At 65.1% G+C, this 25,794-nt stretch carries 22 protein-coding genes; 3 read left to right on the top strand and 19 right to left on the bottom strand.

Going from position 1 to position 25,794, the window contains the following annotated elements:
• Positions 1-5: 5 nt before the first annotated feature.
• From LQ564_RS00705 to LQ564_RS00650, 12 genes are all read right to left on the bottom strand, one after another.
• The gene (locus LQ564_RS00705; protein WP_371873402.1) at positions 6-2,234 is read right to left on the bottom strand and encodes an EAL domain-containing response regulator; all 2,229 of its coding nucleotides are present in this window, start codon (positions 2,232-2,234) and stop codon (positions 6-8) included.
• A gap of 3 nt (positions 2,235-2,237) precedes the next feature.
• Entirely contained in the window at positions 2,238-4,403 is a 2,166-nt protein-coding gene (locus tag LQ564_RS00700; RefSeq protein ID WP_231056176.1) for an HDOD domain-containing protein, read from the bottom strand.
• A gap of 337 nt (positions 4,404-4,740) precedes the next feature.
• Entirely contained in the window at positions 4,741-6,030 is a 1,290-nt protein-coding gene (locus tag LQ564_RS00695; protein WP_231056175.1) for a multidrug effflux MFS transporter, read from the bottom strand.
• A 5-nt stretch (positions 6,031-6,035) separates the two neighbouring features.
• The gene (locus LQ564_RS00690) at positions 6,036-7,241 is read right to left on the bottom strand and encodes a THUMP domain-containing class I SAM-dependent RNA methyltransferase (RefSeq protein WP_371873401.1); all 1,206 of its coding nucleotides are present in this window, start codon (positions 7,239-7,241) and stop codon (positions 6,036-6,038) included.
• Between the two features lie 170 nt (positions 7,242-7,411).
• Positions 7,412-7,825: a CopD family protein gene (locus tag LQ564_RS00685; RefSeq protein ID WP_231056174.1), complete on the bottom strand. Its 414-nt coding sequence runs from the start codon at positions 7,823-7,825 to the stop codon at positions 7,412-7,414.
• A gap of 9 nt (positions 7,826-7,834) precedes the next feature.
• Positions 7,835-9,100, bottom strand: a complete 1,266-nt coding sequence (locus LQ564_RS00680) for a glutamate-5-semialdehyde dehydrogenase (RefSeq protein ID WP_231056173.1) — start codon at positions 9,098-9,100, stop codon at positions 7,835-7,837.
• 205 nt (positions 9,101-9,305) lie between these two features.
• Positions 9,306-10,319: a DNA polymerase III subunit delta gene (gene holA, locus LQ564_RS00675; protein ID WP_231056172.1), complete on the bottom strand. Its 1,014-nt coding sequence runs from the start codon at positions 10,317-10,319 to the stop codon at positions 9,306-9,308.
• Positions 10,320-10,330: 11 nt separating this feature from the next.
• Positions 10,331-10,840 carry an LPS-assembly lipoprotein LptE gene (locus LQ564_RS00670; RefSeq protein WP_231056171.1) on the bottom strand — a complete coding sequence of 170 codons (510 nt, stop codon included), beginning with the start codon at positions 10,838-10,840 and terminating at the stop codon, positions 10,331-10,333.
• Between the two features lie 3 nt (positions 10,841-10,843).
• Complete coding sequence (gene leuS, locus LQ564_RS00665; protein WP_231056170.1) at positions 10,844-13,492, bottom strand: leucine--tRNA ligase; 2,649 nt, start codon at positions 13,490-13,492, stop codon at positions 10,844-10,846.
• Between the two features lie 290 nt (positions 13,493-13,782).
• Complete coding sequence (locus LQ564_RS00660) at positions 13,783-14,109, bottom strand: barstar family protein (RefSeq protein ID WP_231056169.1); 327 nt, start codon at positions 14,107-14,109, stop codon at positions 13,783-13,785.
• 2 nt (positions 14,110-14,111) lie between these two features.
• Positions 14,112-14,918: a 4-hydroxy-tetrahydrodipicolinate reductase gene (gene dapB / locus LQ564_RS00655; protein ID WP_231056168.1), complete on the bottom strand. Its 807-nt coding sequence runs from the start codon at positions 14,916-14,918 to the stop codon at positions 14,112-14,114.
• A gap of 4 nt (positions 14,919-14,922) precedes the next feature.
• The gene (locus LQ564_RS00650; RefSeq protein WP_231056167.1) at positions 14,923-15,558 is read right to left on the bottom strand and encodes an outer membrane protein assembly factor BamE; all 636 of its coding nucleotides are present in this window, start codon (positions 15,556-15,558) and stop codon (positions 14,923-14,925) included.
• Positions 15,559-15,650: 92 nt separating this feature from the next.
• Here LQ564_RS00650 and fur point away from each other — a divergent pair, with 92 nt between their 5' ends.
• The gene (fur, locus tag LQ564_RS00645; RefSeq protein WP_231056166.1) at positions 15,651-16,079 is read left to right on the top strand and encodes a ferric iron uptake transcriptional regulator; all 429 of its coding nucleotides are present in this window, start codon (positions 15,651-15,653) and stop codon (positions 16,077-16,079) included.
• Positions 16,080-16,266: 187 nt separating this feature from the next.
• Here the strand turns inward: fur and hrcA are convergent, their stop codons facing one another.
• Positions 16,267-17,283, bottom strand: coding sequence for a heat-inducible transcriptional repressor HrcA (gene hrcA, locus LQ564_RS00640; protein ID WP_231056165.1), 1,017 nt, complete (start codon positions 17,281-17,283; stop codon positions 16,267-16,269).
• Positions 17,284-17,365: 82 nt separating this feature from the next.
• Entirely contained in the window at positions 17,366-18,079 is a 714-nt protein-coding gene (locus tag LQ564_RS00635; protein WP_231056164.1) for an HAD family hydrolase, read from the bottom strand.
• Between the two features lie 226 nt (positions 18,080-18,305).
• Between LQ564_RS00635 and LQ564_RS00630 the strand changes: the two genes are divergently transcribed.
• Both LQ564_RS00630 and LQ564_RS00625 read left to right on the top strand, forming a co-directional pair.
• Entirely contained in the window at positions 18,306-18,899 is a 594-nt protein-coding gene (locus LQ564_RS00630) for a hypothetical protein (RefSeq protein ID WP_231056163.1), read from the top strand.
• 16 nt (positions 18,900-18,915) lie between these two features.
• The gene (locus LQ564_RS00625; protein WP_231056162.1) at positions 18,916-19,557 is read left to right on the top strand and encodes a hypothetical protein; all 642 of its coding nucleotides are present in this window, start codon (positions 18,916-18,918) and stop codon (positions 19,555-19,557) included.
• A gap of 148 nt (positions 19,558-19,705) precedes the next feature.
• On the opposite strand, the gene LQ564_RS00620 is transcribed toward LQ564_RS00625, so the two are convergent.
• The 5 genes from LQ564_RS00620 to LQ564_RS00600 form a co-directional block, all read right to left on the bottom strand.
• Positions 19,706-19,879, bottom strand: a complete 174-nt coding sequence (locus tag LQ564_RS00620; RefSeq protein WP_231056161.1) for a hypothetical protein — start codon at positions 19,877-19,879, stop codon at positions 19,706-19,708.
• A 177-nt stretch (positions 19,880-20,056) separates the two neighbouring features.
• On the bottom strand, positions 20,057-20,824 hold the full coding sequence (gene rsmA / locus LQ564_RS00615) for a 16S rRNA (adenine(1518)-N(6)/adenine(1519)-N(6))-dimethyltransferase RsmA (RefSeq protein ID WP_231056160.1): 768 nt from the start codon (positions 20,822-20,824) through the stop codon (positions 20,057-20,059).
• A 39-nt stretch (positions 20,825-20,863) separates the two neighbouring features.
• On the bottom strand, positions 20,864-21,907 hold the full coding sequence (gene pdxA / locus LQ564_RS00610) for a 4-hydroxythreonine-4-phosphate dehydrogenase PdxA (RefSeq protein ID WP_231056159.1): 1,044 nt from the start codon (positions 21,905-21,907) through the stop codon (positions 20,864-20,866).
• 4 nt (positions 21,908-21,911) lie between these two features.
• Entirely contained in the window at positions 21,912-23,285 is a 1,374-nt protein-coding gene (locus LQ564_RS00605) for a peptidylprolyl isomerase (protein WP_231056158.1), read from the bottom strand.
• A 148-nt stretch (positions 23,286-23,433) separates the two neighbouring features.
• Positions 23,434-25,710, bottom strand: coding sequence for an LPS-assembly protein LptD (locus LQ564_RS00600; protein WP_231056157.1), 2,277 nt, complete (start codon positions 25,708-25,710; stop codon positions 23,434-23,436).
• Positions 25,711-25,794 lie beyond the last annotated feature (84 nt).

The following is a 25,794-nucleotide window of genomic DNA, read 5'->3' as shown; positions in this document are numbered from 1 at the left end:
GCCGGTCACGCCTGGATTGCGCGCAGGCCGAACAGGGTCGGCTGGGTGCGCAGCGACTTGATGAATTCGGGCAGCGGGATCGGGCGGTAGTAGAGGTAGCCCTGCATCGTCATGCAGCCGTTCGAGCGCAGGTAGCGCGCCTGTTCCTCGGTCTCCACGCCTTCGGCGATCAGGTTCAGGCCCAGGCCGCGCGCGATCGAGATGATCGCCAGGATCACGGGGTAATGGCCGCCCTCCTCGTGGATCTCCTTCACGAAGGACTGGTCGATCTTCACGGTGTGGATCGGGAAGCGGTGCAGGTAGGACAGCGAAGAATAGCCGGTGCCGAAGTCGTCGATCGCCACCGACACGCCGAGCTGGCACAGCTTGTTCAGCTGCTCGATCGCGTATTGCGGATTGCGGATGCAGATGTTCTCGGTGATCTCGACTTCGATCTGGCTCGGCGCGATCCCGTAGCGCACCAGCGCGTTGCGCATCTTCTCGAAGAAGTCGCCGCGGTCCAGGTATTGCGGCGACAGGTTCAGGGACAGGCGCACGTGGTCGGTGCCGGTGGCGTTCCACTGCAGCATGTCGCGGCACAGGGCGCCGATCATCCAGTCCGAGATCGGCAGCATCAGGCCGTTCTCTTCGGCGAAGGGCAGGAACTCGCCGGCCGACAAGAGGCCGCGGGTCGGGTGGTTCCAGCGCATCAGCGCCTCGGCGCCGACGATGCGGCCGGTGAGCGCGTCGATCTGCGGCTGGTAGTACATCTCCAGCTCGTCCTGCTCGAGCGCGCGGCGCAGCGCCTGCTCGAGGGCGATCTTCTGGTGCGACACGTCCAGCATCGAGGTGTGATAGAAGCTGTGGCCGTTCTTGCCCTGGGCCTTGACCTGGTACATGGCGATGTCGGCGTGGCGCAGCAGCTCGTCGATCGATTCGCCGTCGGTCGGGTAGATCGCGATGCCGATCGAGGCCGAGATGTGCACTTCGTGGCCGTCGAGGTCGAACGGTTCCTGCAGGGTCTCGAGGAATTTGTCGGCGATGACTCTAGCGTCGTCGCGGTCGCGCAGCTCGGGCAGCACGATGGTGAATTCGTCGCCGCCCTGGCGCGCCAGGGTGTCGCCCTTGCGCAGGCAAGCCTTCAGGCGGGTCGCGGCCAGCTGCAGCAGCTCGTCGCCCTTCACGTGGCCCAAGGTGTCGTTGACCAGCTTGAAGCGGTCCAGGTCGATGAACATCACCGCGAGTTCGGTCTGCTTGCGCTTGGCCTGGATCACGGCCAGGCCGAGGCGGTCCTTGAACAGGATGCGGTTCGGCAGGTCGGTCAGGATGTCGTGATAGGCCTGGTAGGAGATCACCTCTTCCGCGCGCTTGCGGTCGGTGATGTCGCGCGCCACGCCGTAGGTGCCGAAGAACTCGAGCTTCCTCACTTCCTGGTCCGGCACGTGCATGCCGATCGCGTTCAGCGAGATCGTCATCAGGGTGGTGTTGAAGGTGCGGTCCTGGCTGTTCCCGCCGCGGCACTTCAGGCGCAGCTCGACGTTGCGCGAGGCGCGTTCGTCGACGCGGCGCTCGTTGAACACGTAGCGCGCGCGCTCCAGGTCTTCCTCGTGCACCAGGATCGAGTAGTGCTGGCCGAGCAGCTCGTCGCGCGAGTAGCCGAGCAGCTGGTAGGCGCGGTCGTTCACGAACGTGAAGCGGCCTTCGTGGTTCAGCGTGTAGATGATGTCCGGCGAGGAGTCGACCAGGTAGCGGTACATCTTCTCGGAGTTCTCGAGCTGGTTCGCCATGCGCTGGTTTTCCAGCGCCAGGCGGCGGCCCTTGAGCGCATTGGACACCGTATTGAGCAGCTCTTCGCGCGCATAGGGTTTGCGAAGGTAGTCGTAGGCGCCGCGCTTGAGGGCGCCGATCGCCGCGTCGATGCCGACTTCGCCGCTCATCACGATCACGTCGGCGTTGATGCCGCGTTCGTTGATGAAGTCCATGATCTCGTGGCCGCCGATGTCGGGCAGGCGCAGGTCGAGCAGGACCAGGTCGAAGCGCAGGCGCGACAGGTGGGCCAGCGCTTCGCTGCCGGAACTCGCGGTGGTCAGCTGGTAGCCGCGGCCCTTCAGCAGCTCGTACAGCGACGACAGCAGGCGCGGCTCGTCGTCCACCAGCAGCAGGCGCGGCTGGTTGTCGACGTCGAGCGAGGTGGCGAATGGGGCGGATGCAGGAACGGGTTCGCCGGGCAGCATGGCGTTGTGCGGGTTCATCATGACTTATGCGGAGCCGAGCGCGCGGGCCGGCAGTGCGACGGCAGCGCCGGCGCCGGAACCGGTCCACGCCGGCAGGAGGATTTCGAAGGCCGTGCCGCTGCGGCCGCTGCGGCAGGCGATGTGGCCGCCCAGCTTCTTGACCAGGCTGTGCACGATCGACAGGCCGAGGCCGTGGTGGGCGCCGTCCTTGGTGCTCTTCACCGGCGAGAACAGATGGGCCAGCACTTCGCGCGACAGGCCGGGGCCGTTGTCGCTGACGACCAGTTCCAGGTAAAGCTGGCGCTCGCGGTTCACGTGGCCGCGGTTGATGATCTCGATGCGCCCGCCGCCGTTGGCCAGCGCCTCGATGGCGTTCTTCACCAGGTTCACCAGGATCTGCTTGAGCACGTCGGCGTCGCCCTCGATGCGGGTCGCCTCATCGTGCATCGTCACCAGGATGTCGACCGAGGGCGGCACGAAGCCGGTGCTGCGGAACAGGCGCTGCACCTCGTCGACCACCTTGGCCACGTCGGTCGGACGCGGTCCGCTGTCCACCGGCTTCAGGTCGGCCAGGCTGGAGACCAGCTGGCCGACGCGGTCGATCTCTTCGTTCAGGATCGACATCTCGCTGCTCACCGGCTCCTGACGCGCCAGCTTGCTGTCGAGGACACTCAGGTAGTTCTTGATGATCGACAGCGGGTTGTTCACCTCATGCACCACGCGGCGCGAAGCTTCGCGGTATTCGTCGGCCACGTGCGCAAGCTGGCGCCGCGCGTGGCCGCGTTCGGCCAGCATGGTCTCCAGCGCGGCCGCGGCCTGGGCGCCGAAGGATTGCATGAAGCGCTCGCGGCGCTGGCAATGCGGCAGCTGCCAGGCGGCGACGCCGCCGATCAGCACTCCCAGGCAGCGCGCGCCGGCGACCAGCGGTACGCACACCAGGCTGTCGGTGCCGAGCATGCGCAGCAGCTGTTCCTCGGCCAGGCCGAGCGGCTCGCTGCCGGCCGCCTCGCGCTGAATAAATGCCGGACGGCGCTCCAGCGCGCTCTTGGCGATCGGGCCGCCCTTGGCCAGCGGCACGGCGAATTCGGCGATGCGCTGGCTGCCCTGGATCGGCGCGCCCACCAGGGCGTGGCCGGTCGGGTTTTCCAGCAGGACCACGGCGCTGCCGAAGTCGAACAGGATGCGCGCGGTGCGCGTCATCGCTTCCAGCAAGCCGTTTTCACCCTGCTGGCGCGCAAAGCTCTGGCCCACTTCCGAGACCAGCACCATATTGCGCACCTCTTCCGACAGGCGCTGCTGCACCGGGTCGAGGTTTGGGGGCGCATAGGCCGGCGGCGCCGGGATGTCGTCGGCGCCGGCGAGGTCGATGCCGAGGTGGGCCGCGGCCTTGTCGACCTGGCGCGATGCGCCTTCGAGCAGCGCCGCGACCTGGTCGGCATCGACGCCGCACAGGCCGGCGGCCTCGCGCACGGCGTCTTCGTCCTGCGGATGGCTGGACAGCACGTGGGCCAGGCGCACGATGCGGATCAGGGGATGGGCCGACTCCAGGCGCTCGCTCGGCTCGTGGTGGTACAGGACCGCGTCGGCCAGGAAGGAATCGAGCTGCCAGCGTTCGATCAGCCAGGCGCCGGCTTCGGTGTGGGTGATCTGCAGGGTGCGCTGCTCGACCGCGCACAGGTCTTCGTCGTCGCGCGCGTTGAAGTTGTAGGCGTACTCTTTGGGCGCGGTCGCGAGCAGGGCCAGGCGGCCGACGTTGTGCAGCAGGCCGGCAAGATACGCTTCTTCCGCGTGCGGGTACTCGACCAGGCGCGCGACTTCCTTCGCGATCACGGCGGCGGCCAGCGAATTCTTCCAGAAGGCGCGCAGGTCGGTGCTGCCGGAATGCGGGAAGTTGTTAAACGTCTGGAACACGGAATCGCTGATGACCAGGGTCTTGATCATGTCGGTGCCGAGGGCGACCAGCGACTGCTCGAGATTGACGTTGCGGTGGTGGCGCTGGTAGGCGGAGCTGTTGGCGACCGCGAGCAGCTTGCCGGTCATGCCGGCGTCCTTGGAGATCAGGGTGGCCAGCTCGGGCATCCCGAGGTCGTCGGCCTGCAGGTGCTCGATCAGACGCACGAGGATCTGCGGCATGGCCGGCAGACGGGCAATCAACAGGCGATTGCGGATATCCTGGTCCGATTGTTGCATGATCTCAAAGCGGCCGCTTTACGAGGTTGCGAGTTGTCCGAAGCTCCCCAGGACGGGGACGCCACAAGGTGTTTGCTTGCCAATTGTGTAAACAGAACAATGTTTCTATGTTTGTTCTGGGCACGAAAAACTTATCTTAGCATATAGACATTTCTGATCGGGAACAATACTTTCGATCAAAAGTGTTGTCGAGATGTCGCTCTACATTGCCAAGGCGACAATAGGCCTTGTCAGAGTAGTGAATAATATACCGATCTGTATGTATATTTGAAATAATCTTTCATCTTCAGAAAAAAGGCCCGGTCGAGGACCGGGCCTTTGTCTTCCCTACTCTGGCTCAAGGAAGCTGTTTTCCATCGCGGATCTGCACCCGCCGGTAACGCCGCGCCGTCGCCCACAGCGCGATCGACAGCAGGCAGAAACCGGCCTGGCCCAGCGCCAGCGCCAGCACCGAATGCGACAGCATCGGCGAGATCACGCCGGCCACGATGGCGCCGGCCAGGGTCGTGACGAACGACTGGCAGGACGCCACCGTGCCGCGGATGTGCGGGAACAGGTCGAGCGCCATCAGGGTCGCGCCCGGCGCGATGATCGAGCTGCCGAAGGTGAAGAAGAACATGTGCAGCACGCTCCAGGGCAGCGCCGGCGGCAGGAAGCTGTGGTAGGCCACGTTGAAGGTCACCGCTCCCAGCATGAAGAAGAAGCCTACCCGGATCTGGCGCGCGAAGGTGAGTTTGCCCGCCATGCGATTCGCCGCCAGCGCGCCCAGGAAGATGCCGCTCACGGTCGGCACGAACAGCCAGGCGAATTGCGAGGGGCCCAGGCCCAGGTGCTCGGGCAGCATCACCGGCGCCGACGAGATGTAGAGGAACAGGCCGGCGAAGTTCAGCGCCACCACGCCCGACTTCATGTGGAAGAGAAAAGAGCCGAAGATGGCGCCGTAGCTCTGCGCCAGGAAGCGCGGGTTGAAGGGTTGGCGCTTCTCCTTCGGCACCGTCTCCGGCAGGTGCTTCCAGGAGAACCAGCCCAGGCCCACCGTATAGATGCACAGCGCCAGGAAGATCGCGCGCCAGTCGAAGAAGGTGACGATCCAGCCGCCCAGCACCGGCGCGATGGCCGGCGCGATCGAGAAGATCATGGTGACCATCGACAGCAGGCGCGCGGCCGCCGCGTCCGAGTACAGGTCGCGGATGATGGCGCGTCCGACCACCACGCCCGCCCCCGCCGAGACGCCCTGCATGATGCGGAACACCCACAGGTAATGGACGGAATTGGCCGCGGCGCAGCCGAAGGTGCCGATCGCGAACACCACCAGGGCGGTGAGCACCACGTTGCGCCGGCCGAAAGCGTCCGACAGCGCGCCATGCCACAGTGACATGCCGGCGAAGGCCAGCATATAGGCGGTCAGGGTCTGCTGGACCTCGATCGGCGTGGCGCCGAGGTCCGCGCGGATCTGTGGGAAGGCCGGCAGGTAGGCGTCGATCGAGAACGGCCCCAGCATCGACAGCATGGCCAGCAGCGTGGCCAGGCCGCCGGCGGACAGCATCGCGATTTTATGGGGCGTGGGCAGCGGGACCGGCGTGACCGGGTCCTTGGGCAGGTCGTCGGGTTCGCTCGGCGGCAGCATGGTTGTTATTGTTCCTGTTTGGGTTTCGCCTCTTCGCGGCGGTTGAAACCGGCCACCATGTCGAAGCGGAACAGGCGGCATTCGAGCGCGCCATTGAAGAAGGGGGTCTTGCGCGCTTCCTTCAGGCGCAGGAGCTTCGGCAGCTGCAGGTCGGCCGTGAACAGGAAGGCCGTCCAGCCGGCGAAGCGCTGCTTGAGCGTGGTGCCCAGCGCCGAATAGAAGGAGACCGCCATCTCGTCCTGCGGCATGGTGGAGTCGCCGCGCACGCCGATCCGTTCGCCGTAGGGAGGATTGGTCAGCAGGATGCCCGGCTGCGCGGTCGGCGGCGAGACGTGCTGGGCCTCGATCTGCTTGAGCGGCACGTCGAACAGGATGCCTGCGATCTTGAGGTTATGGCGCGTCATCGCGACCATGTCGCCCGAGATGTCGGAGCCGAAGATGGTCGGTTCGCTCGGGATCGGGTTCGGCTTGATCTCGGCCTTCAAGGCGGCCCAGGCGGCGCGGTCGAAGTCGGCGAATTGTTCGAAGGCGAAGCGGCGGCGCGCGCCCGGCGGGATGCCCTGCACCATCTGGGCGGCTTCGACCAGGATGGTGCCCGAGCCGCACATCGGATCGAACAGCGGCACGCCCGGCTTCCAGCCGGCCACGCGCAGCATGCCGGCCGCCAGGTTCTCGCGCAGCGGCGCGTCGCCGGTCTCTTCACGCCAGCCACGCTTGAACAGCGCCTCGCCGGAGGTGTCGAGGTAGATGATGAAGTTGCGCTGGTCCAGGAAACCCACGATGCGCATGTCCGGCTCGCGGGTGTTGACCGAGGGGCGCTTGTTGAACTGGTCGCGGAAGCGGTCGCAGATGGCGTCCTTGATCTTCAGGGTCGTGAATTCGAGGCTCTTCAGTGGGGACTTCACCGCGGTGACGTCGACGCGGATGGTGTGGTTCACACTGAACCAGTCTTCCCAGGGCTGCTCGAGCACCAGGTCGTAGATGTCGTTCTCGTTGTTGTAGCTGCGCTGGCCCATGCGCATCAGCACGCGGGAGGCGATGCGCGAATGCAGGTTGACGCGGTAGGCGTCGACCATCGAGCCGGAGCAGTGCACGCCGCCGGGCACCTGGTTGTGCACGCGCATGGTGGTGCTTTGCCGGGCGATCTCGCCCAGTTCTTCGGCAAGCGCCGCTTCCATGCCGCGCGGGCATGGGCAAAAGTAGGAGGCCATGAGGGGTACCCTTTGTCCGTTAATAAAACTTGAAATGATCAGTGCCGACCCATGCCGACACTTCTAAAGACCGCTGCTATAGCTTGATTACCGCTAGCCTCAAAACCGTCATGCGCGCCAGTGGCGCGCATGACGGTTTTGAGGCTGACTACTAATTTTGAAGCAAACTATTAAAACGGTTTTACAACCACGAGAATGACGATCGCCAGCAGCAGCAATACCGGCACCTCGTTGAAATACCTGAACCATTTGTGGCTACGTTTGTTCTGCCCCGCTGCGAATTTTTTCAGCAGCGACCCGCACGCATGATGGTAGCCAATCACCAGAATCACCAGCGCCAGTTTCGCATGCAGCCACCCACCCCGGATCCCGTACCCCAGCCACAGCCAGATCCCCAGCACCAGCGCCGGCACGGCCAGGATGGTGGTGAACCGGAACAGGCGGCGCGCCATGCCCAGCAGGCGCTCGACGGCGGCGGGATTGCTTTCCTGGGCCAGGTTCACGTAGATGCGCGGCAGGTAGAACAGCCCGGCGAACCAGGACGCGATGAAGACGATGTGCAGGGCCTTGATCCAGAGGTACATGCGTTTCCTTTATTGACGAATTTCGCCGTGACCGAACACGACGTATTTCAGGGAAGTCAGCCCTTCCAGCCCGACCGGCCCGCGCGCGTGCAGCTTGTCGTTCGAGATGCCGATCTCGGCGCCCAGGCCGTATTCGAAACCGTCGGCGAAACGGGTCGAGGCATTGACCATCACCGAAGCCGAATCGACTTCGCGCAGGAAGCGCAGCGCGGCGCTGTAGTCCTCGGTGACGATAGCCTCGGTATGCTTCGACGACCAGGTGTTGATGTGGTCGATCGCCCCGTCCAGCCCCTCGACCACGCGGATCGCGAGAATCGGCGCGAGGTATTCGGTCGACCAGTCCTGCTCCGTCGCTTCCTTCAGATACGGATAGCCGGCCAGGATCGCGTGCGCCTCGTGGTCGGCGCGCAGCTCGACCTGCTTTTCCGCGTACAGGGCGGCCAGCTGCGGCAGCACCGCCGGCGCGACCGCGCGCGCCACCAGGAGGGTCTCCATCGTGTTGCAGGTGCCGTAACGGTGACACTTGGCGTTGAAGGCGATCGGCAGCGCTTTCGCGATATCGGCCTTGTCGTCGATGTAGACGTGGCAGATGCCGTCCAGGTGCTTGATCATCGGGACCGTGGCTTCATCCATCAGGCGCGCGATCAAGCCCTTGCCACCGCGCGGAACGATCACGTCCACGTACTGCGGCATCGTGATCAGGGCGCCGACGGCGGCGCGGTCGGTGGTGTCGACCACCTGCACCGCGTCCAGCGGCAGGCCGGCGCCAGCCAAACCTTCGCTCACGAGTTTGGCCAGCGCGCGGTTGCAGTGGATCGCTTCCGAACCGCCGCGCAGGATCGCCGCGTTGCCGCTCTTGATGCACAGGCCCGCCGCGTCGACCGTCACGTTCGGACGCGCCTCGTAGATGATGCCGATGACGCCCAGCGGCACGCGCATCTGGCCGACCTGGATGCCGCTCGGGCGCGACTTCATGTTGGTGATTTCGCCGACCGGGTCCGGCAGGGTCACGATCTGGCGCAGGCCTTCGACCATGGTCTTGATCGCGCCGTCGGACAGCAGCAGGCGGTCGAGCAGCGCCGGTTCCAATCCCCCCGCGCGCGCGGCTTCCATGTCTTCCTTGTTCGCCGCGCGCAGCAGATCCGCGTCACGCTCGATCGCGTCCGCAATCAGGAGCAGCGCCCGGTTGCGCGTCGCGCCATCCGCGCGCGCCATCGCCCGCGAGGCCGTCCGCGCGCGGCGCCCCATCGCATGCATGTATTCAGTGATATCCATCGAATCGCCCGTCTCGTAGAGGGTGTGAAAAAACGGCTATGGCAAGGCGCCGAGTCGAGGACAGTACACTCGTACGGCGAGACGAGGCAACGCAGCCATAGACGAATTTTTCACACCCTCGTAGGGTGGGCGTTTGTAATTCCGGGCATTGCCCGAAATTACTCCGCCCACGCGTTCAACCACCCCGGGAACAGCCGCGAAACGATTACCGTGCCACCCGCAATGCCAGCTGCAGCATCGCATCCCACGCATCGCCCGCAAACGCCTTCGCCCGCAGCCCCTTGACCATCCGGTCCACCTGCGCCGCCTCCTGCAGCGCCGCTTCCAGCGTGGCCACCGACACGCGCCTGAGCGCCGGCTCCATCATCCGCTCGCGCGGCCCCCAGATGCGGTGCTCCTTCAGCAGCGCCCCCAGCGGCCTTCCCTGCGCCATCCCGGATTTCAATTTTAGCAGCGTGCGGATTTCTTCACTGACCGCCCACAACACCAGCGGCAGCGCCTCGCCCTCGCCTTTCAAGCCGTCCAGCATGCGCGCCAGGCGCGCCGGGTCGCCATGCAGCATGGCTTCCGACAGCTTGAACACGTCGTAGCGCGCCACGTTCAGCACCGCGTCGTGCACCTGCTCGAAGCTCAGCTTGCCCGGCTCGTACAGCAATCCCAGTTTCTGGATTTCCTGGTGCGCCGCCAGCAGGTTGCCCTCGACGCGGTCGGCGATGAAGTCCAGGCTCTGGCGTTCCGCGCCCTGCCCCTGCGCGCTCAAGCGCATGCCGATCCAGCCCGGCAGCTGGGCGCGTTCCACGTTCGGAATCTCGATGTACACCGCGGCCGCCTGCAGCGCCGCCACCCACGACGCCTTGGCCGTCTGCCAGTCCAGCTTGGGCAGGGTGATCAGGGTCAGGTTGTCGGGGCTGAGGTCTTTCGCATAACTCTGCAGCGCCGCGCTGCCGTCCTTGCCCGGTTTGCCACCCGGGATGCGCAGCTCGATCAGCTTCTTGTCGCCGAACAGGGACATGGCCTGGTTCGCGGCCAGCAGCTCGCCCCACTTGAAGTTGCGCTCGACGGTGAGCACGTCGCGCTCGGTGTAGCCTTGCGCGCGCGCCGTCTTGCGGATGCGGTCGGCCGCTTCCAGCGCGAGCAGGTGCTCGTCGCTGGTGATCACGTACAAGGGCGCGAGGCCCTTGGCCAGGTGGCCCTCGAGGGCCTCAGGCCGCAGTTGCATGAGTCAGTCTTTCAGGCCGCGGGTTTGATGGCGGCCAGGCGGCGCAGGATCTGCTGCACCAGGTCCGACTGCATGTCGCGGTACAGCAGCGCCTCTTCCGATTCCTTGGCCAGCACCTGCGATTCGTCGAAGGCGATATTCCGGCGCAGGGTGATCTCGGTCGGGCCCAGCAGCTCGCGGTTGTTGGCGTCGCGCACGCGGAACACCAGCGTGTAGCTGAGCGCATACTCGCGCACCCGGCCCAGGCTGTTCAGCGAGAGGATCGACTTGCCGCGCGTTTCGCCCAGCACGTCGAACAGCGCCTGCGCCTTCGAGGCGTCGTTCTCGATGCGCACGGCGTCGCCCGCGCGCAGGTTGCGCTTGAGCTCCGTGCCCAAGGGCGAGGTCTCGGGGAAGGCCAGGTAGATGCTCTGGAAGGGCATGTTGTACTGGCCGCTCGAACCGCGCAGCTGGAAGCCGCAACCCGCCAGGGTCGCTGCCAGCAGGACCGCCGTGAAAACACGTACCACGTTGGTCTTCATGGCTTACACCACGATGTTGACGAGTTTACCGGGGACCACGATCACCTTCTTCGGCGTGCCCTCGATGAACTTCTGGACCGATTCCTCGGCCAGCGCGGCGGCTTCGATGCTGGCCTTGTCGGCGTCCTTGGCCACCTTGACCGAGCCCCGCAGCTTGCCGTTCACCTGGATCATCATCTCGATCTCGGATTGCTCCAGCGCCGCGGCGTCGACTTCCGGCCACTGCACGTTGAGGATGTCGCCGTAGACGGCGGCGTAACCGAGGTCGGTCCACAGCGCGTGGGTGATGTGCGGCGCCACCGGGTTCAGCAGGCGCAGGAAGATCGAGAAGCCTTCGGCGATCACGGCGTCGCTTGCGACACCCTCGGCCAGCTTCGCCGACTCCAGCGTGTTGAGCATCTTCATGCAGGCCGAGACGACCGTGTTGTACTGGATGCGTTTGAGGTCATAGTCGGCCTGCTGCAGCACCTTGTGCACTTCGCGGCGCAGGGTTTTCTGGGCATCGTCGAGCGAGCCTTGCTGCTGGCCCTTGAGGGCGTTGGCGATACGCTCGCGCTGCGCATAGCCGTAGGCCCAGACGCGGCGCAGGAAGCGGCTCGCACCTTCGACGCCGCTGTTCGACCATTCCAGGGTCTGTTCCGGCGGCGAGGCGAACATGGTGAACAGGCGGGCGGTATCCGCGCCGTACTGCTCGATCTGGGCCGCCGGGTCGATGCCGTTGTTCTTCGACTTCGACATCTTCTCGGTGCCGCCCAGTTCCACCGGCAGGCCATCGGCCTTCAGCACGGCGCTCTGCGGACGGCCCTTGTCGTCGAAGGTCAGTTCGACGTCGGCCGGGTTGAACCAGGTTTTCTTGTGTTCGTCCGCCGGGTCCTTGCGGTAGTAGGTCTCGTTCAGCACCATGCCCTGGGTCAGCAGGTTGACGAAAGGCTCGTCGAACTTCACCAGGCCGAAGTCGCGCATCACCTTGGTCCAGAAGCGCGCGTACAGCAGGTGCATGACGGCGTGCTCGATGCCGCCGATGTACTGGTCCATCGGCATCCAGTAGTCGTTGCGCTCGTCGACCATCTTCTCGTTCGAGCCCGGCGAGGTATAGCGCATGTAGTACCAGGACGAATCGATGAAGGTGTCCATCGTGTCGGTCTCGCGGCGCGCCGGCTTGCCGCATGTCGGGCAGGTGCAGGCCAGGAAGGCTTCGTCCTTGTTCAGCGGGTTGCCGCTGCCGTCCGGGACCAGGTGCTCGGGCAGCACGACCGGCAGGTCGGCTTCAGGCACCGGCACGGCGCCGCAGTCGCCGCAGTGGATCATCGGGATCGGGGTGCCCCAGTAGCGCTGGCGCGAGATGCCCCAGTCGCGCAGGCGGAAGGTGACTTTCTTGTCGCCCAGGCCCTGTGCGGCCAGGTCGCCGGCCACCGCGTTCACGGCGGCGATGTAATCGAGGCCGTCGTACTTGCCGGAGTTGATGGTGGTGCCCTGCTCCTTGTCGCCGTACCACTCCTGCCAGCCTTCCAGCGAGAAGGTCTGGCCTTCGACGGCCACCACCTGCTTGATCGGCAGGCCGTATTTGGTGGCGAAGCCGAAGTCGCGCTCGTCGTGCGCCGGCACGCCCATCACGGCGCCGTCGCCGTAGGTCATGAGGACGTAGTTGCCGACCCAGACCGGGATCTGTTCGCCGGTGACCGGGTGCGTGACGTTCAGGCCGGAGGGCATGCCCTTCTTCTCCATCGTCGCCATGTCGGCTTCGATGACGGAACCGAGCTTGCACTCGGCGATGAAGGACTGCAGGACCGGGTTGTTCAGTGCCGCGTACTGGGCCAGCGGATGCTCGGCCGCGACGGCGCAGAAGGTCACGCCCATGATGGTGTCGGCGCGGGTGGTGAAGACGTACAGTTTGCCGTCGTTGATCAGCTCACCCGATGCGTCCGCGATCTGGTGCGGGAAGGCGAAGCGCACGCCGGTCGACTTGCCGATCCAGTTGGCCTGCATGGTGCGCACGCGCTCCGGCCAGCCCGGCAGCTTGTTGTCGACGTGGTCCAGCAGCTCGTCCGCGTAGTCGGTGATGCGCACGTAGTACATCGGGATCTCGCGCTTCTCGATCGGCGCGCCCGAGCGCCAGCCGCGGCCGTCCACCACCTGTTCGTTCGCCAGCACGGTCTGGTCCACCGGGTCCCAGTTCACGGTGCCGGTCTTCTGGTAGATGATGCCTTTTTCGAGCATCTTGAGGAACATCCACTGGTTCCACTTGTAGTAGTCCGGCTTGCAGGCGGTCATCTCGCGCGACCAGTCGATCGCCAGGCCCATCGACTCCATCTGGCCGCGCATATGGGCGATGTTCGAGTAGGTCCATTCCGCGGGCGGCACGTTGTTGGCCATCGCCGCGTTCTCGGCCGGCATGCCGAAGGCGTCCCAGCCCATCGGCATCAGCACATTGTAGCCGTTCATCCGCAGGTAGCGGTACATCACGTCATTGATCGTATAGTTGCGCACGTGACCCATGTGCAGCTTGCCCGACGGGTAAGGCAGCATCGAGCAGGCGTAATATTTGCCTTTCGGGAAACGCGGGTCGTGTTCGACGGCCTTGTAGGCGTCGATCGACTTCCAGTAGGCCTGGGCGGCCTGTTCGACTTCGGCTGGACTATATTTTTCTTGCATGATTTCTGCAGACGTAATGAGGGTGGAACCGGACATTATACTGGTTCGTTTTGCACTGCGGCGAAAGCGAGAAGATGCAAGCCGTACCGCAATCGCATTCAGGACCACGAAACGAAAAACCGTCATGCGCGCCACTGGCGCCCATGACTTCCGGCGCAGGCCGGAATCCAAGTTCGCCGCATGACGTTGGCCTTCGCATTGGCCGCGGTGACGCAAACAAACTTGGATCCCGGCCTTCGCCGGGATGACGGTCTTGAGGCTGGTAGTGCAGGGAGGAGTTGGTTGATGTTCTAGCGCAGCGTCAACTTCAACGCCGGCTTCTCGCCATAATCCTCATAACGCTCATTGATCCCACCCACGCAGAAGCTGAGTTCTTCCACCAGATCCGGCACGGCAGCCTTCATCTTCTCCGCATCGACGATGACGATCTCCAGCACCTCGTTCGCCTTGAGCTGGAACGTCGTCATGTTCTCCTCGTCGCGCAGATAGCTCATGCAATCCACCCACGCATCGATCGAATCCGCATACGATTCCGGAAAGCCGAATACGCGGCGGGATTCGGCATGAAACGCCGCTTCGTCGACGATCGCGGCGCCGTTCAGCTGGACGGACGCCATGATCAGTTCAGCCCCAGCACATCATCCATCCCGAACAAGCCATTCGGCTTGCCCGCCAGGAAGCGGGCGGCGCGCAGGGCGCCGTGGGCGTAGGTGACGCGGCTGCTGGACTTGTGGCTGATCTCGATGCGTTCGCCGGTGCCGAGGAACATGACGGTGTGGTCGCCCACCACGTCGCCGCCGCGCACGGTGGCAAAACCGATGGTCGAGGGGTCGCGTTCGCCGGTCACGCCTTCGCGGCCGTAGACGGCGCAGTCCTTCAGGTCGCGCCCCAGGGCGTCGGCGATGACCTCGCCCATCTTCAGCGCGGTGCCCGACGGCGCGTCGACCTTGTGGCGATGGTGCGCCTCGACGATCTCGATGTCGTAGCCTTCGCTGAAGCTCTTCGCCGCCATCTCGAGCAGCTTGAGGGTGACGTTCACGCCCACGCTCATGTTCGGCGCGAACACGATGCCGACTTGTTCACTCGCCGCGCGGATCGCCGCCTTGCCGGCATCGTCGAAACCGGTGGTGCCGATCACCAGCTGCACATTGTTGGCCGCGCAGTATTCCAGATGCTTCAGCGTGCCTTCCGGACGAGTGAAGTCGATCAGGACGTCGGCGTCCTTCAGGGCGGTCGCCAGGTCGGATGCGATCAGGACCCCGGTCGGCTGGCCGGCAAAGGCGCCGGCATCCTGGCCGATCGCAGGCGAGCCGGCGACGTCGAGGGCGCCCGCCAGCCGGGCGTCCGAGGCAGCCTGGATGGCTTCGACCAGCATGCGGCCCATGCGGCCGCTGGCGCCGGCGACGGCGATACGTAACATGCTCATCCGATCAGTTCCTGGCCGGGCCATTGGAGCTGGCGTCGATCGTCACCGCGCCGCGCTCGGGCGCCTTCGGCGGCAGCTCGGCCGCCTTGCCGCCCTTGATCGGGCCGGCGATGCGCTCGATGTAGTCGCGCTCGCTCGGCAGGTTGCCGCCTTCAAACTTCTCGACCTTGTCGTCCTTGAAGTAGATGGTGACGCGGCTGGTGGTGATCTCGCCGTTGCCGCGCGCGAGGTAGAAGGGGAAGTCCCAGCGGTCGGCGTGGAACATGTCGGTCAGCAGCGGCGAACCGAGCAGGAAACGCACCTGTTCGCGGCTCTGGCCGACCTTCAACTGCTCCAGCATTTCCTGGGACACGAAGTTACCCTGCTGGATGTCGGGACGGTAGGGCGAGAAGATCCAGAAGAACTTCTGCAGCTTGGTTGCCTGGACGGTCTGGGCGCCGGCGTTCGCGGCGGCGGCCGCTTTCTCGGCGTCGGCGGCCTGGACGGCCGGATCGGTGCTGGCCGGCGGCGCGGGACGCGTCTGGTTGCGCCAGGAGGCGCAGCCGGACAAGGTCAGGACGCAAGCAAGACCCGCGGCGATGGCCGCCCGGGCTGCCGGTTTCTGGAAACCGCGACGGAGAACGGCTTGTTTGACATGCATAGGTAACCTCAAAACGTTTGAGCGGGAACTCCAAAACGCTATATCATAAAGCACTCTGCCAAACTACGAGCAACAAAACGTGAGCAACCGCCATGAGTAACAACCCGACCGACCTGAAGGCCAGCGGCCTGAAGGCTACCCTGCCGCGCCTGAAAATCCTGGAAATCTTCCAGAACAGCGCCGTGCGGCACCTGACGGCGGAAGATGTCTACAAGATTCTGTTAGCCGATAACATGGACGTGGGCCTGGCCACCGTCTACCGCGTCCTGACCCAGTTCGAGCAGGCCGGCCTGCTGAACCGCAACCACTTCGAGACCGGCAAGGCCATCTACGAGCTGAACGCCGGCTCCCACCACGACCACCTCGTCTGTCTTGACTGCGGCCACGTGGAAGAGTTCTACGATGAAGAGATCGAGTCGCGCCAGCACAAGATCGCGGTGGAGCGCGGGTTCAAGATTGCCGAGCATTCGCTGGCGATTTATGGGAATTGTGTGAAGGTGGGGTGTCCGAGGAAGCAATAATTTGCATGGATTTACATGACGCATGCAAAATTGGATCCCGGCCTTCGCCGGGAGTCATGGGCGCCAGTGGCGCGCATGACGGTTTTTAGGGTAACGAGGAAAAAAGCAAACTTAGTTTGAACTGTTAGCAGTAAGACCGTCATCCCGGCGCAGGCCGGGATCCAAGTTCGCACCGCAGCCACCACCCTCAGCTTTGACTGAGCGCATTCGACAACAACTTCGCCGTAATATCCACAATCGGTATCACCCGCTCATACGCCATCCGCGTCGGCCCGATTACCCCCAGCGTCCCCACGATCCGCCCGTTCACCTCGTACGGCGCCGTCACCACGCTCATCTCGTCCATCGGCACCAGCTTCGATTCGCCGCCGATGAAGATCTGCACCCCGCCCGCCTTGCTCGAGACGTCGAGCAGCTGCATCAGGCCGGTCTTTTGCTCGAACATGTCGAACATCTGGCGCAGCGAACTCATGTTGGAGGACAGGTCGGACACCGACAATAAATTGCGCTCGCCGGAGATGATCATGTCGTCGCCCTCGGCCATCGCTTCGCTGCCCGCCTCCACCGCCACCTGCATCAGGCGGCCCATGTCGTCGCGCAGCTGGGCCAGTTCGCCGGCCAGGCGCAGGCGCACCTCGTCGAAGGACAGGCCGGCGTAGTTCTGGTTCAGGTAGTTGGCCGACTGGATCAGCTGCGAGGGCGTGTAGTCGACCTCGGTGAGCAGCAGGCGGTTCTGGACGTCGCCGCGCGGGTCGACGATGACGAGCAGGATGCGTTTTTCGGACAGGCGCAGGAATTCGATCTGCTGGAACACCGATTCGCGCCGCGGGCTCTGCACCACGCCGGCGAACTGCGACAGCGAGGACAGCATCTGGGCCGCGTTGGCGATGATCTTCTGCGGCTGCTGCGTGCCCAGGCGCATGTTCTGGGCGGCGGCCGCGTGCTCGTCCAGGTGCTGGACGGTGAGCAGGGTGTCGACGAACAGGCGGTAGCCGCGCGGCGTCGGAATGCGGCCGGCCGAGGTGTGCGGGCTGGCGACATAGCCCATTTCTTCGAGGTCGGCCATGATGTTGCGGATCGTGGCCGGCGACAGGTCGAGGCCGGAAATCTTCGAGAGCGCGCGCGAGCCGACCGGCTGGCCGTCGGCGATATAGCGCTCGACAAGGGCTTTGAGCAGGGTCTGGGCGCGGGGTTCGAGTTGCATTGAGGCTAGCTAAGTGACACCAAGTGACAAGCGCGGAGGCCGTGATTCCCTATTATGCACGTTCCGCCAGCCGCGGCGCCAGTCATCCGTGCTCGCGCTTGAGCCAGTCGAGCAGGCCGTCCAGGCTGCCCACCTCGGCGTCCGGCTTCACCTCGTCGGGCAGGTAGTTGACCTGGCCGGTACGGTTCATCCACACCGCGCGCAGGCCGGCGCGCTGGGCGCCGTAGACGTCCATGCGCAGGTCGTCGCCGACGTAGACCGCGTCCGCGGGCGCCACCCCGAGCAGGCGGCAGCCTTCCAGGAAGATCGCGGCGTTCGGCTTGGCCACCCCGAAGGCCGGCGCCGACACCGAGGCGTCGAAGTGGCGCGCCAGGCCGATGGTCTGGAGGTCGGCGTTGCCGTTGGTGACGGAACCGACCAGCACCCGCCCCTTCAGGCGCAGCAGGCCGGGCAGCACGTCGTCGAAGGGAATCACGGCATTGCGGGCGGCGAAGAACTCGGTCATCGCGATTTCCACCTTGGCCGCGTCCTCGCCGGCCTGCTCGAAAGCGGCGATCAGGCCGGCGCGGCGCAGGGCGCCGAGGTCGAGCTGGAATTCCGGCTTGCGCGCCAGCAGCTCGAGCCGGGCCTGGCGCAGCGTGTCGATGGTGAATTGCTGGGCCACCCGCGGCGCATGCTCGCGCAGCCAGGCGAACAGGATCTGCTCGGCTTCCAGGATGACCGGCGCGATCGGCCACAGGGTGTCGTCGAGGTCGAACAATACGGCTTTGGGCCAGGGGCGGCGCGGGGGGCTCATGGTCGGTATGGTGGAAAGTGGTCGGACCAAGGATAGCGAGCACTGGCGTGGAAAGCAATCGGCACGCCTGCGCATCTGCATGTGGTTACACCGTGATACAAAGGGAAACCGTCCAGCTGCTTGCCAAATGGACTAAAATGTTGGGCGATTATCAGTCAAGGCGCGTCGCCTCAAGCACTTGTCCGCGGCACCTTGCGCGCCCTACCCGTCAGATTTTGGAGAAATTATGAAGAGTTCTTACCTGCGTGCCGGTGCTGCGCTGGCATGCGCGCTGGCGCTGTCCGCGTGTGGCGGCAGCGACGGCAATATGGTGGTGGGCGGCAGTTATTACGGCGTCACCAAGCCCGGCCTGGTCCTGACCAACGGTGGCGACGAGCTCGTGATTGCGCCGTCCAATACCGGCTCCGGCAACTTCGCGTTCGGCAAACTGGTGGAAACCGACGACAAGTACGACGTCAAGGTCAAGCCTGGCAATATCCCGAGCAATGCGTCGGGGTGCGAAGTGCTCAATGGCGCCGGCAGGGTCATTTACGACGTGACCAACATCAGCGTCGTCTGCACGCTCAAGCAGCATGAGCTCAAGGGCACCGTCAGCGGCCTGACCGGCGCCAACCTGGTGCTGGTCAACGGTTCGGACAAGGTCGCCGTCCCGGCCGGCGCCACCAGCTTCACCATGGCCAAGATCAGCGAAGATGCGCCCTACGGCATCACGGTCCTGACCCAGCCCGACAACCAGACCTGCACCGTCGCCAACGGCAGCGGCACCATGGGCGCGAACGACGTCACCAATGTGGCGGTCACCTGCGGCCCCCGCACTTAAATCTTTGGAGCACCCAATGAAGTCCTATCTGATTCGTCCGGCCGGCGCGCTGGTCCTGGCCCTGGCCCTGGCATCCTGCGGTGGCGGCGACGACGACAAATTCACGGTGCAGGGTACCGTCATCGGCCTGAAGTACAGCGGCCTGGTACTGCAGAACAATGGCAGCCAAGATCTGACGGTAAATCCGCCAGCCTCTGGAGACACTGTCAGCTTCTCGTTCCCGAACAAGATCGAATATGGCGACGTGTACACGGTCAGCATCAAAAGCCAGCCCCTGCACCAGACCTGCGGTGCAGCACGTGAAGCGCCGCTCAGCCTGAGCGACACCGCCGGCCGCCTGTCCTCGATCAACGCGATTATTTCCTGCGCCCTCAACGAGAAACCGGTCGGCGGCACGATTACCGGCCTGACCAAGGACACCACCGGCCTGGTGCTGGCAAACGGCAGCAACACCGGCACCTACAGCCCGACGCTCGAGGCGATCACGGCCGACAAGCCCTTCCTGTACTCGCTGCCGGTCCAGGTGGCCTACGGCGTGACCTACAGCGTCACCGTGATCACCCAGCCGGTCGGCCGCTTCTGCACCGTGCAAAATGCTGCCGGCACCATGGGCGACGCCGAGATCACGAACGTCAACGTCAACTGCGTGCCGCGCTGATATATCGAAAACGTATGATAAGTATGCGAAAAGAGAATTGGATTAATATGCTGTAACGCAGCATACTTGCTCCTGTCTCCTCCAACTCTCCTTAGAAAAGAATTGGATTTCAAGCCCGCCTTCAACAGCGGGCTTTTTTTTCGCCTGTTCAGTCGGCGCGCCTGGCGCTGACCTTCACCACCGCGATTTGCGAGGCGCCGACCGAGACCTGGGCCTTGTAGGCATCGACTGCGCGGGTGGTGGCGGCATCGGCGTAGCCGGTGAGGCCGACCACGACCAGGGTGGCGAGGAAGATGGCTTCCATGTGCTTGAGGACGTTCATTTCGTGCTCCTTCGGTGAATGTGCCGGGCGTTTCCGGCTGTCGATGGAGACACTGTAGCCAAGGGGTCCGCGGTCTTCCATCGGGGTGCGACGGACTGCAGGATTGGCCGAATGAAGGGCGAAATTGCGCGATATGCGGCGCTATGCGGCGATTGTGCGCCGCAATGCAGCGTCACATCACAGCAGATTCGCGAGCGCGACGTACTGCTCGAGGCCGACCGCTTCCGGACGTGCACCCGGATCGATGCCCGCCTCCATCAGCTGCGCCTCGGTGAACATCCCCGCCACGCAGTTGCGGATCACCTTGCGCCGCTGCGAGAAGGCCTTGGCCACGACTTTTTCCAGCGTGGCGCCGTCGACCTCGAGCATCCGGCGCTTCGGGATCATGCGCACGATGGCCGAATCGACCTGGGGCGGCGGATCGAAGGCGGTGGGCGGCACGATGAACATCAGGTCCATGTCGTAGCGCCATTGCAGCATCACCGACAGGCGGCTGTAGGCCTTGGTGCCCGGCTCGGCCACCATGCGCTCCACGACTTCCTTCTGCAGCATGAAGTGCTGGTCTTCCACCAGGTGCGAGAATTCGGCCAGGTGGAACAGCAGCGGGCTCGAGATGTTGTACGGCAGGTTGCCGACCACGCGCAGCTTCTGCCCCTCGGGCACCGGGATCGATCCGAAGTCGAACTTCAGGGCGTCGCCCGAGTGCACGGTGAGCTTTTCGCGCGGGTAGGCCTTTTCCAGGCGCGCCACCAGGTCGCGGTCGAGTTCCACCACGTGCATGTGATCGAGGCTTTTCAGGAGCAGCGCCGTCATGGCGGCCAGGCCCGGGCCGATCTCGACCATCGCCTGGCCGCGCTGCGGTGCGATGGCGTCGATGATGTTGTCCAGGACGAGTTTATCGGTCAGGAAGTTCTGGCCGAAGCGCTTGCGGGCGACGTGTTTCATGCGGGGGTTCTTTTCTATATTCTCTTGTTGTTGCTTGCTTCAGGCGCGGCGGGCTCGCGCCATCTGCATGGCGGCGCGGATCGCCTCGACCATGCTGCCGCAGTCGGCCAGTCCGAGGCCCTGCGCGGCGAGATCGAGCGCCGTGCCGTGGTCGACCGAGGTGCGCACGAACGGCAGGCCGAGGGTGACGTTGATGCCGCGTCCGAAGGTCGCGTGCTTGAGCACCGGCAGGCCCTGGTCGTGGTACATCGCCAGCACGCAGTCGGCGTCCTCCAGGTACTTGGGCTGGAACAGGGTGTCGGCCGGATACGGCCCGCGCGCGTCGATGCCGCGCGCCCTCGCCGCTTCCAGCACCGGGGTGATGACCTCGATTTCCTCGCGCCCCAGGTAGCCGTTCTCGCCCGCGTGCGGGTTCAGGCCGGTGACCAGGATGCGCGGCGCGGCGATGCCGAATTTGGATTTCAGGTCGGCGTCGATGATATCGATCACCTGCGCCAGGTTGTCGCGGGTGAGCGCGGCCGGCACGTCCTTCAATGGCAGGTGGGTAGTGGCCAGCGCCACGCGCAGGTAGGGTTGACCGCCGGCGGGCTGCCCCGCCAGCATCATCACCACCTTGGGCGTGCCCGTCTTCTCGGCCAGGTATTCGGTGTGGCCGGAAAACGCCACGCCGGCGTCGTTGATCGTGCTTTTCTGGAGCGGCGCGGTGACGATGCCTTCGAACCAGCCGTTTTGCGCGCCCTCGATCGCCAGGTCCAGCGTGGCCAGCACGGCGCGGCCGTTCTCGGCGTCGAGCGTGCCCGGCGTCACGTGGGCGGCAAGCGGCACGTCGACCACGGCCAGGCGCTCCTTGCCGAAATGCGGCAGGCCGCCGTTCCGTAATGCCTGGATCGACAGGGCCGACAGGCGGATACTCGGGTCGATCAGGCCGGCGGTGAGCGCCAGGAAAGCGGCGTCGCCGACCAGCACGCAGTTGGCTTCCTCGCGCAGCGCCCAGGCCGCGCGGATCGCGATCTCGGGACCGATGCCGGCCGGTTCGCCGACCGTGATCGCAAGCGCCGGCCGGCTACCGTTCAGCATCGTCATCCGTTCAGACCTCTTCGCGGAACTCGACGTAGGCGCGGTCGCGCACCTGGCGGACCCAGTCTTCCATCGCTTCCTGGATCTTACGCTCGCGCAGGACCTGGCGCGCCTGGGCGCGTTCCTTCTGCTGGCTCACGTCTTCGCTCTTGCGCTCGACCACGCGGATCAGGTGGTAGCCGAAGGGCGACTCGATCACGTCCGAAATCTCGCCCGGCTTCAGGCCGCTCAGGGCCTGGTCGAACTCGGGACCGGCGTCGCCCGGCGCCAGCCAACCGAGGTCGCCGCCCTTGGCCGCGCTGTTCGGTTCCTGGCTGTACTGGCGCGCCAGGTCTTCGAAGGTGCCGGCATTGTTGGCGATCTTTTCCTTGATCTCGAGGAGCTTGCGCTTGACCGCGGCCACGTCCATGGTCGGGGTCGGCTTCATGAGGATGTGGCCGGCGTGGGTCTGCTGCACCACTTCCGCGCCCGCCTCGCCGGCCGCGGCCAGGTTGCGCTTGTCCGCCATCCGCAGGATGTGGAAGCCGACGTTGGTCTTGATGATCGGCGTCACCTGGCCGGCGCTGAGTTTGCGCAGCTGGGTCGAGAAGACTTCCGGCAGGCGGTCGGGGTCGCGCCAGCCGATCTCGCCGCCCTTCAGGGCGTCGGCGGCGTCGGAATAGGTGGCGGCCATCTTGGCGAAGTCGGCGCCGGTGCGCAGCTGGCGCGCCACTTCCTCGGCGCGCGCGCGGCGCGCGGCGATCTGCTCGGGCGAGGCGTTTTCCGGCACCGCGACCAGGATCTGGGCCAGGTTCATCTCGACCTTGTCGGCGGCGGCGGCCTTGGAGGCCACCAGGTAGGTGTCGATCTCGGCTTCCGAGACCTGCACCTTGGCGTCGACCTCGTGCTCGCGCAGCTGGCTCAGCATGATCTCGTTGCGGATGTCTTCGCGGAACTGGGCGAAGGTCATGCCCTCTTTTTCCATCTGGTTGCGCATGTCCTGCACCGACATCTTCTGGTTCTCGGCGATGCGGCCGATGGTGGCGTCGAGCTGGCGGTCGCTCACGCGCACGCCCATCTCCTTGGCCAGCTGGATCTGGGCGCGCTCGACGATCATCGACTCGACCACCTGGCGCTCCAGCACCGACTGGTCCGGCATCTGCACATTGCGCGCCTTCAGGTTCTGGACCGTCTGGCCGAGGCGGTTGCGCACCTCGTTCTTGGTGATCACTTCATCGTTGACGACCACGTGGATCGAATCGATCACCTTGGCGTTGCTCGAGGCCGGCGGCAGGAAGCCGCTGCCCGGCTTGGCCGCTTCCTGGGCGGTGGCGTGGCCGGCGGTGAACGCGCACAGCAGCGCCGCTGCCAGCGTAATTTGGTGCAAACGGGTGGAACGCATCATCTGGAAAGCACTCATTTCAGGTGAAAGATTTCGGTATAACCGGATCAGTTTACGGACATGCCGTTAAGTTTCGCTTAAAAGCGGCCGGCCCGCCAGGACCGGCTCGCAACAGTTTTACTTAACTAATTGTAATTTGGATAAGCCGGGCTTAAAGCCGGCCCGTATTCAAATGCGTATAGCCCGGCACGCTCTTGGTGAACGCTTCGAGCGGGTTGCTGCCCAGGCTCAGGCTCGACAGGCCGTTGAGCTCGAGCTGGAAGAAGATCGGCGTCGACGTGGTCTGGGCGGCGGTCACGAAGCGCTGGGCGCCGAAACGGAACACCCAGCAATCGGCCTTGTACTCGAGCCCCAGCAGGCTCTCGAGGATCTTGCCCTTGCCCGGCGTCGCATTGCCCACCGTGTACGAGCGCAGCGCATAGCTCACGCGGCCCACGCCGTACCAGCGCTTCGACAGCGGCCACTGGCCGGACAGGTCGACGTTGCGGAAGCTGTCGCGCTGATAACGGTACTCGGCGTTCAGCACCTTCATCCGGGCCGGCTGCCACTGCATGCTCAGGTTCGAGCTGTACAGATTGCTGCCGGTCGCATCGTATTGTACGCCGCTATCGAAGGTCCAGGTCTCGGAAATGCGTCCCGACGCCGCCACCAGCACGTCGGAACGGCTCTGGTGCACCGGTTCGCCCGGAAGGCGCACGCGCGGCTCGTCCAGGTAGATGCGCTGGCCGAAGGCCATGCGCAGGCGCTCGGCGCCGTCCTGCTGGATGAAGCGCGAGACCACGGCCGCGGTCAGCTGGTTGGCGTCCGACACCCGGTCCGGGCCGACGTAGCGGTTTTCCGAGAACAGCTGGGCGTAGTTGAAGCCGGTGCGGCCGGTGTCGAAGATCGGGAACGCGCTCTGGTCCTTGTACGGCGTCTTCACGTAGAACAGGCGCGGCTCCAGGGTCTGGGTCACGGCCTTGCCGAACAGGGTGGTGTCGCGCTCGAACACCAGGCCGGCGTCGAGCGAAGCCGTGTGCAGGCTGCGCGAGAGCTTGCGCTCGCCGGTGTAGTTGTGCTGGTCGAGGTCGTACTTGCTGTAGTGGCCGATCACCTTGGGGGTGATGAACCAGCCCGGCCGCACGATCGGGTAGCTGAGCTGGGCCACGGCGACGGCGCGGTTGCCGCGCACGAAGTCCGGGTGCCAGAAGCGCACCGCCTCGGCGTCGAGCGCCCAGTCGAAGCCGCCGGCGACGTCGTAGCGGCCGGCGTGGAAGTTGATCTGCGGGAGGCGGTCGTAGGGCCGCGGCACGAACAGGCCGTTGGTCGGCGTCGCCGCCGGGTCCTGCAGCACCTGGTAGTTCTGGGCGCGCGCCGTCAGGTTCCAGTACTGGCCGCTGTAGTCGGTGCGCACCTCGCGCAGCAGCTGGCGCTCGGCCGACACCGCCACCGTGCGCGAGAAGTCGGACGGGTATTCGTCGTCCGACGCCCCGTGCAGGTTCCAGCCGAACGACCAGCCCGGCCCCAGGCCCTGGGTGTGGATCGAGTCGACCCGCCAGCGGTCCTCGCCGGTCTCGCGGTCGTGGCGCAGGCCCTCGACGTGGGTCTCGCCCTGGTAGTAGCCGCGGTCGGTCATGCCCAGGTAGCGCCCGGTGGCGCCGAGCTGCAGGCCGCGGTCGAACATCATGCGCGGATACAGCGTCAGGTCGCGGTTCGGCGCGATGTTGAAGTAATACGGCACCATCACCTCGGCCTTGCCCTTGGCGCCGAAGCCGAAGGTCGGCGCCAGCCAGCCGGAACGGCGCGCGCCCGACAGCGAGAACGACAGCGCCGGGGTGCCGAGGATCGGCACGTCCTTGAAGTAGATGACGGTCTTGCCGGCCAGGCCGACGTCGCGCCCGCTGTCCAGGCGCAGGGTGCTCGATTTCAGGTACCAGTCCGGGTCCGGGCCTTCGCAGGTGCTGTAGGTGCCCTCGCGCACCAGCGCCACGTCTTCGCCGAGGAAGTCGATGCGCGAGGCGTTGCCCTGGGCGTTGTTCATCTGCAGGCGGTACTCCGGACGCAGCACGTAGCCCTTGCCGGTCTCCATGTTCAGCTGCAGCTCGTCGCCCTTGTAGCGGTCGCCGAAGCGCCACATGTTGACGTTGCCGGTGGCCGTGACCTGGTCTTCGACGCGGAAGTAGCAGGCGCTGTCGGCCGTCAGGCGGGTCTGGCCGCGTGTCAGTTCGACATTGCGCTCCAGGTTCAGCTGGCGGTCCGGACGGCCGCTGATGTCCTCGGCCTGGATGGTGATCGGCAGGTCCTGCTCGTTCGGATGTGGCGCGGGAGCGACGCTCTGCGCGCAGGCGGGGTTCGATGCGGCCGCGACGACGATGGCGACGGCAGTGGCCAGCGCGGTCGGCTTGAACACCTGGCGAGAAGGAATTGGGTGGGCTGTAGTCCAGCTCATGGAGACTCTGCGTGCGCCATAAAGGGCGGTATTTTTAGGATGAATCCCTTATTATATGGGATTAGCTCAACCAACCCGATTCAC

It is taken from the genome of Massilia phyllostachyos, assembly GCF_021044825.1.
Classification (GTDB): domain Bacteria; phylum Pseudomonadota; class Gammaproteobacteria; order Burkholderiales; family Burkholderiaceae_D; genus Telluria; species Telluria phyllostachyos.
The sequence above is the reverse complement of the archived record's forward strand: the minus strand, read 5'-3'. Positions and strand labels throughout refer to the sequence as shown.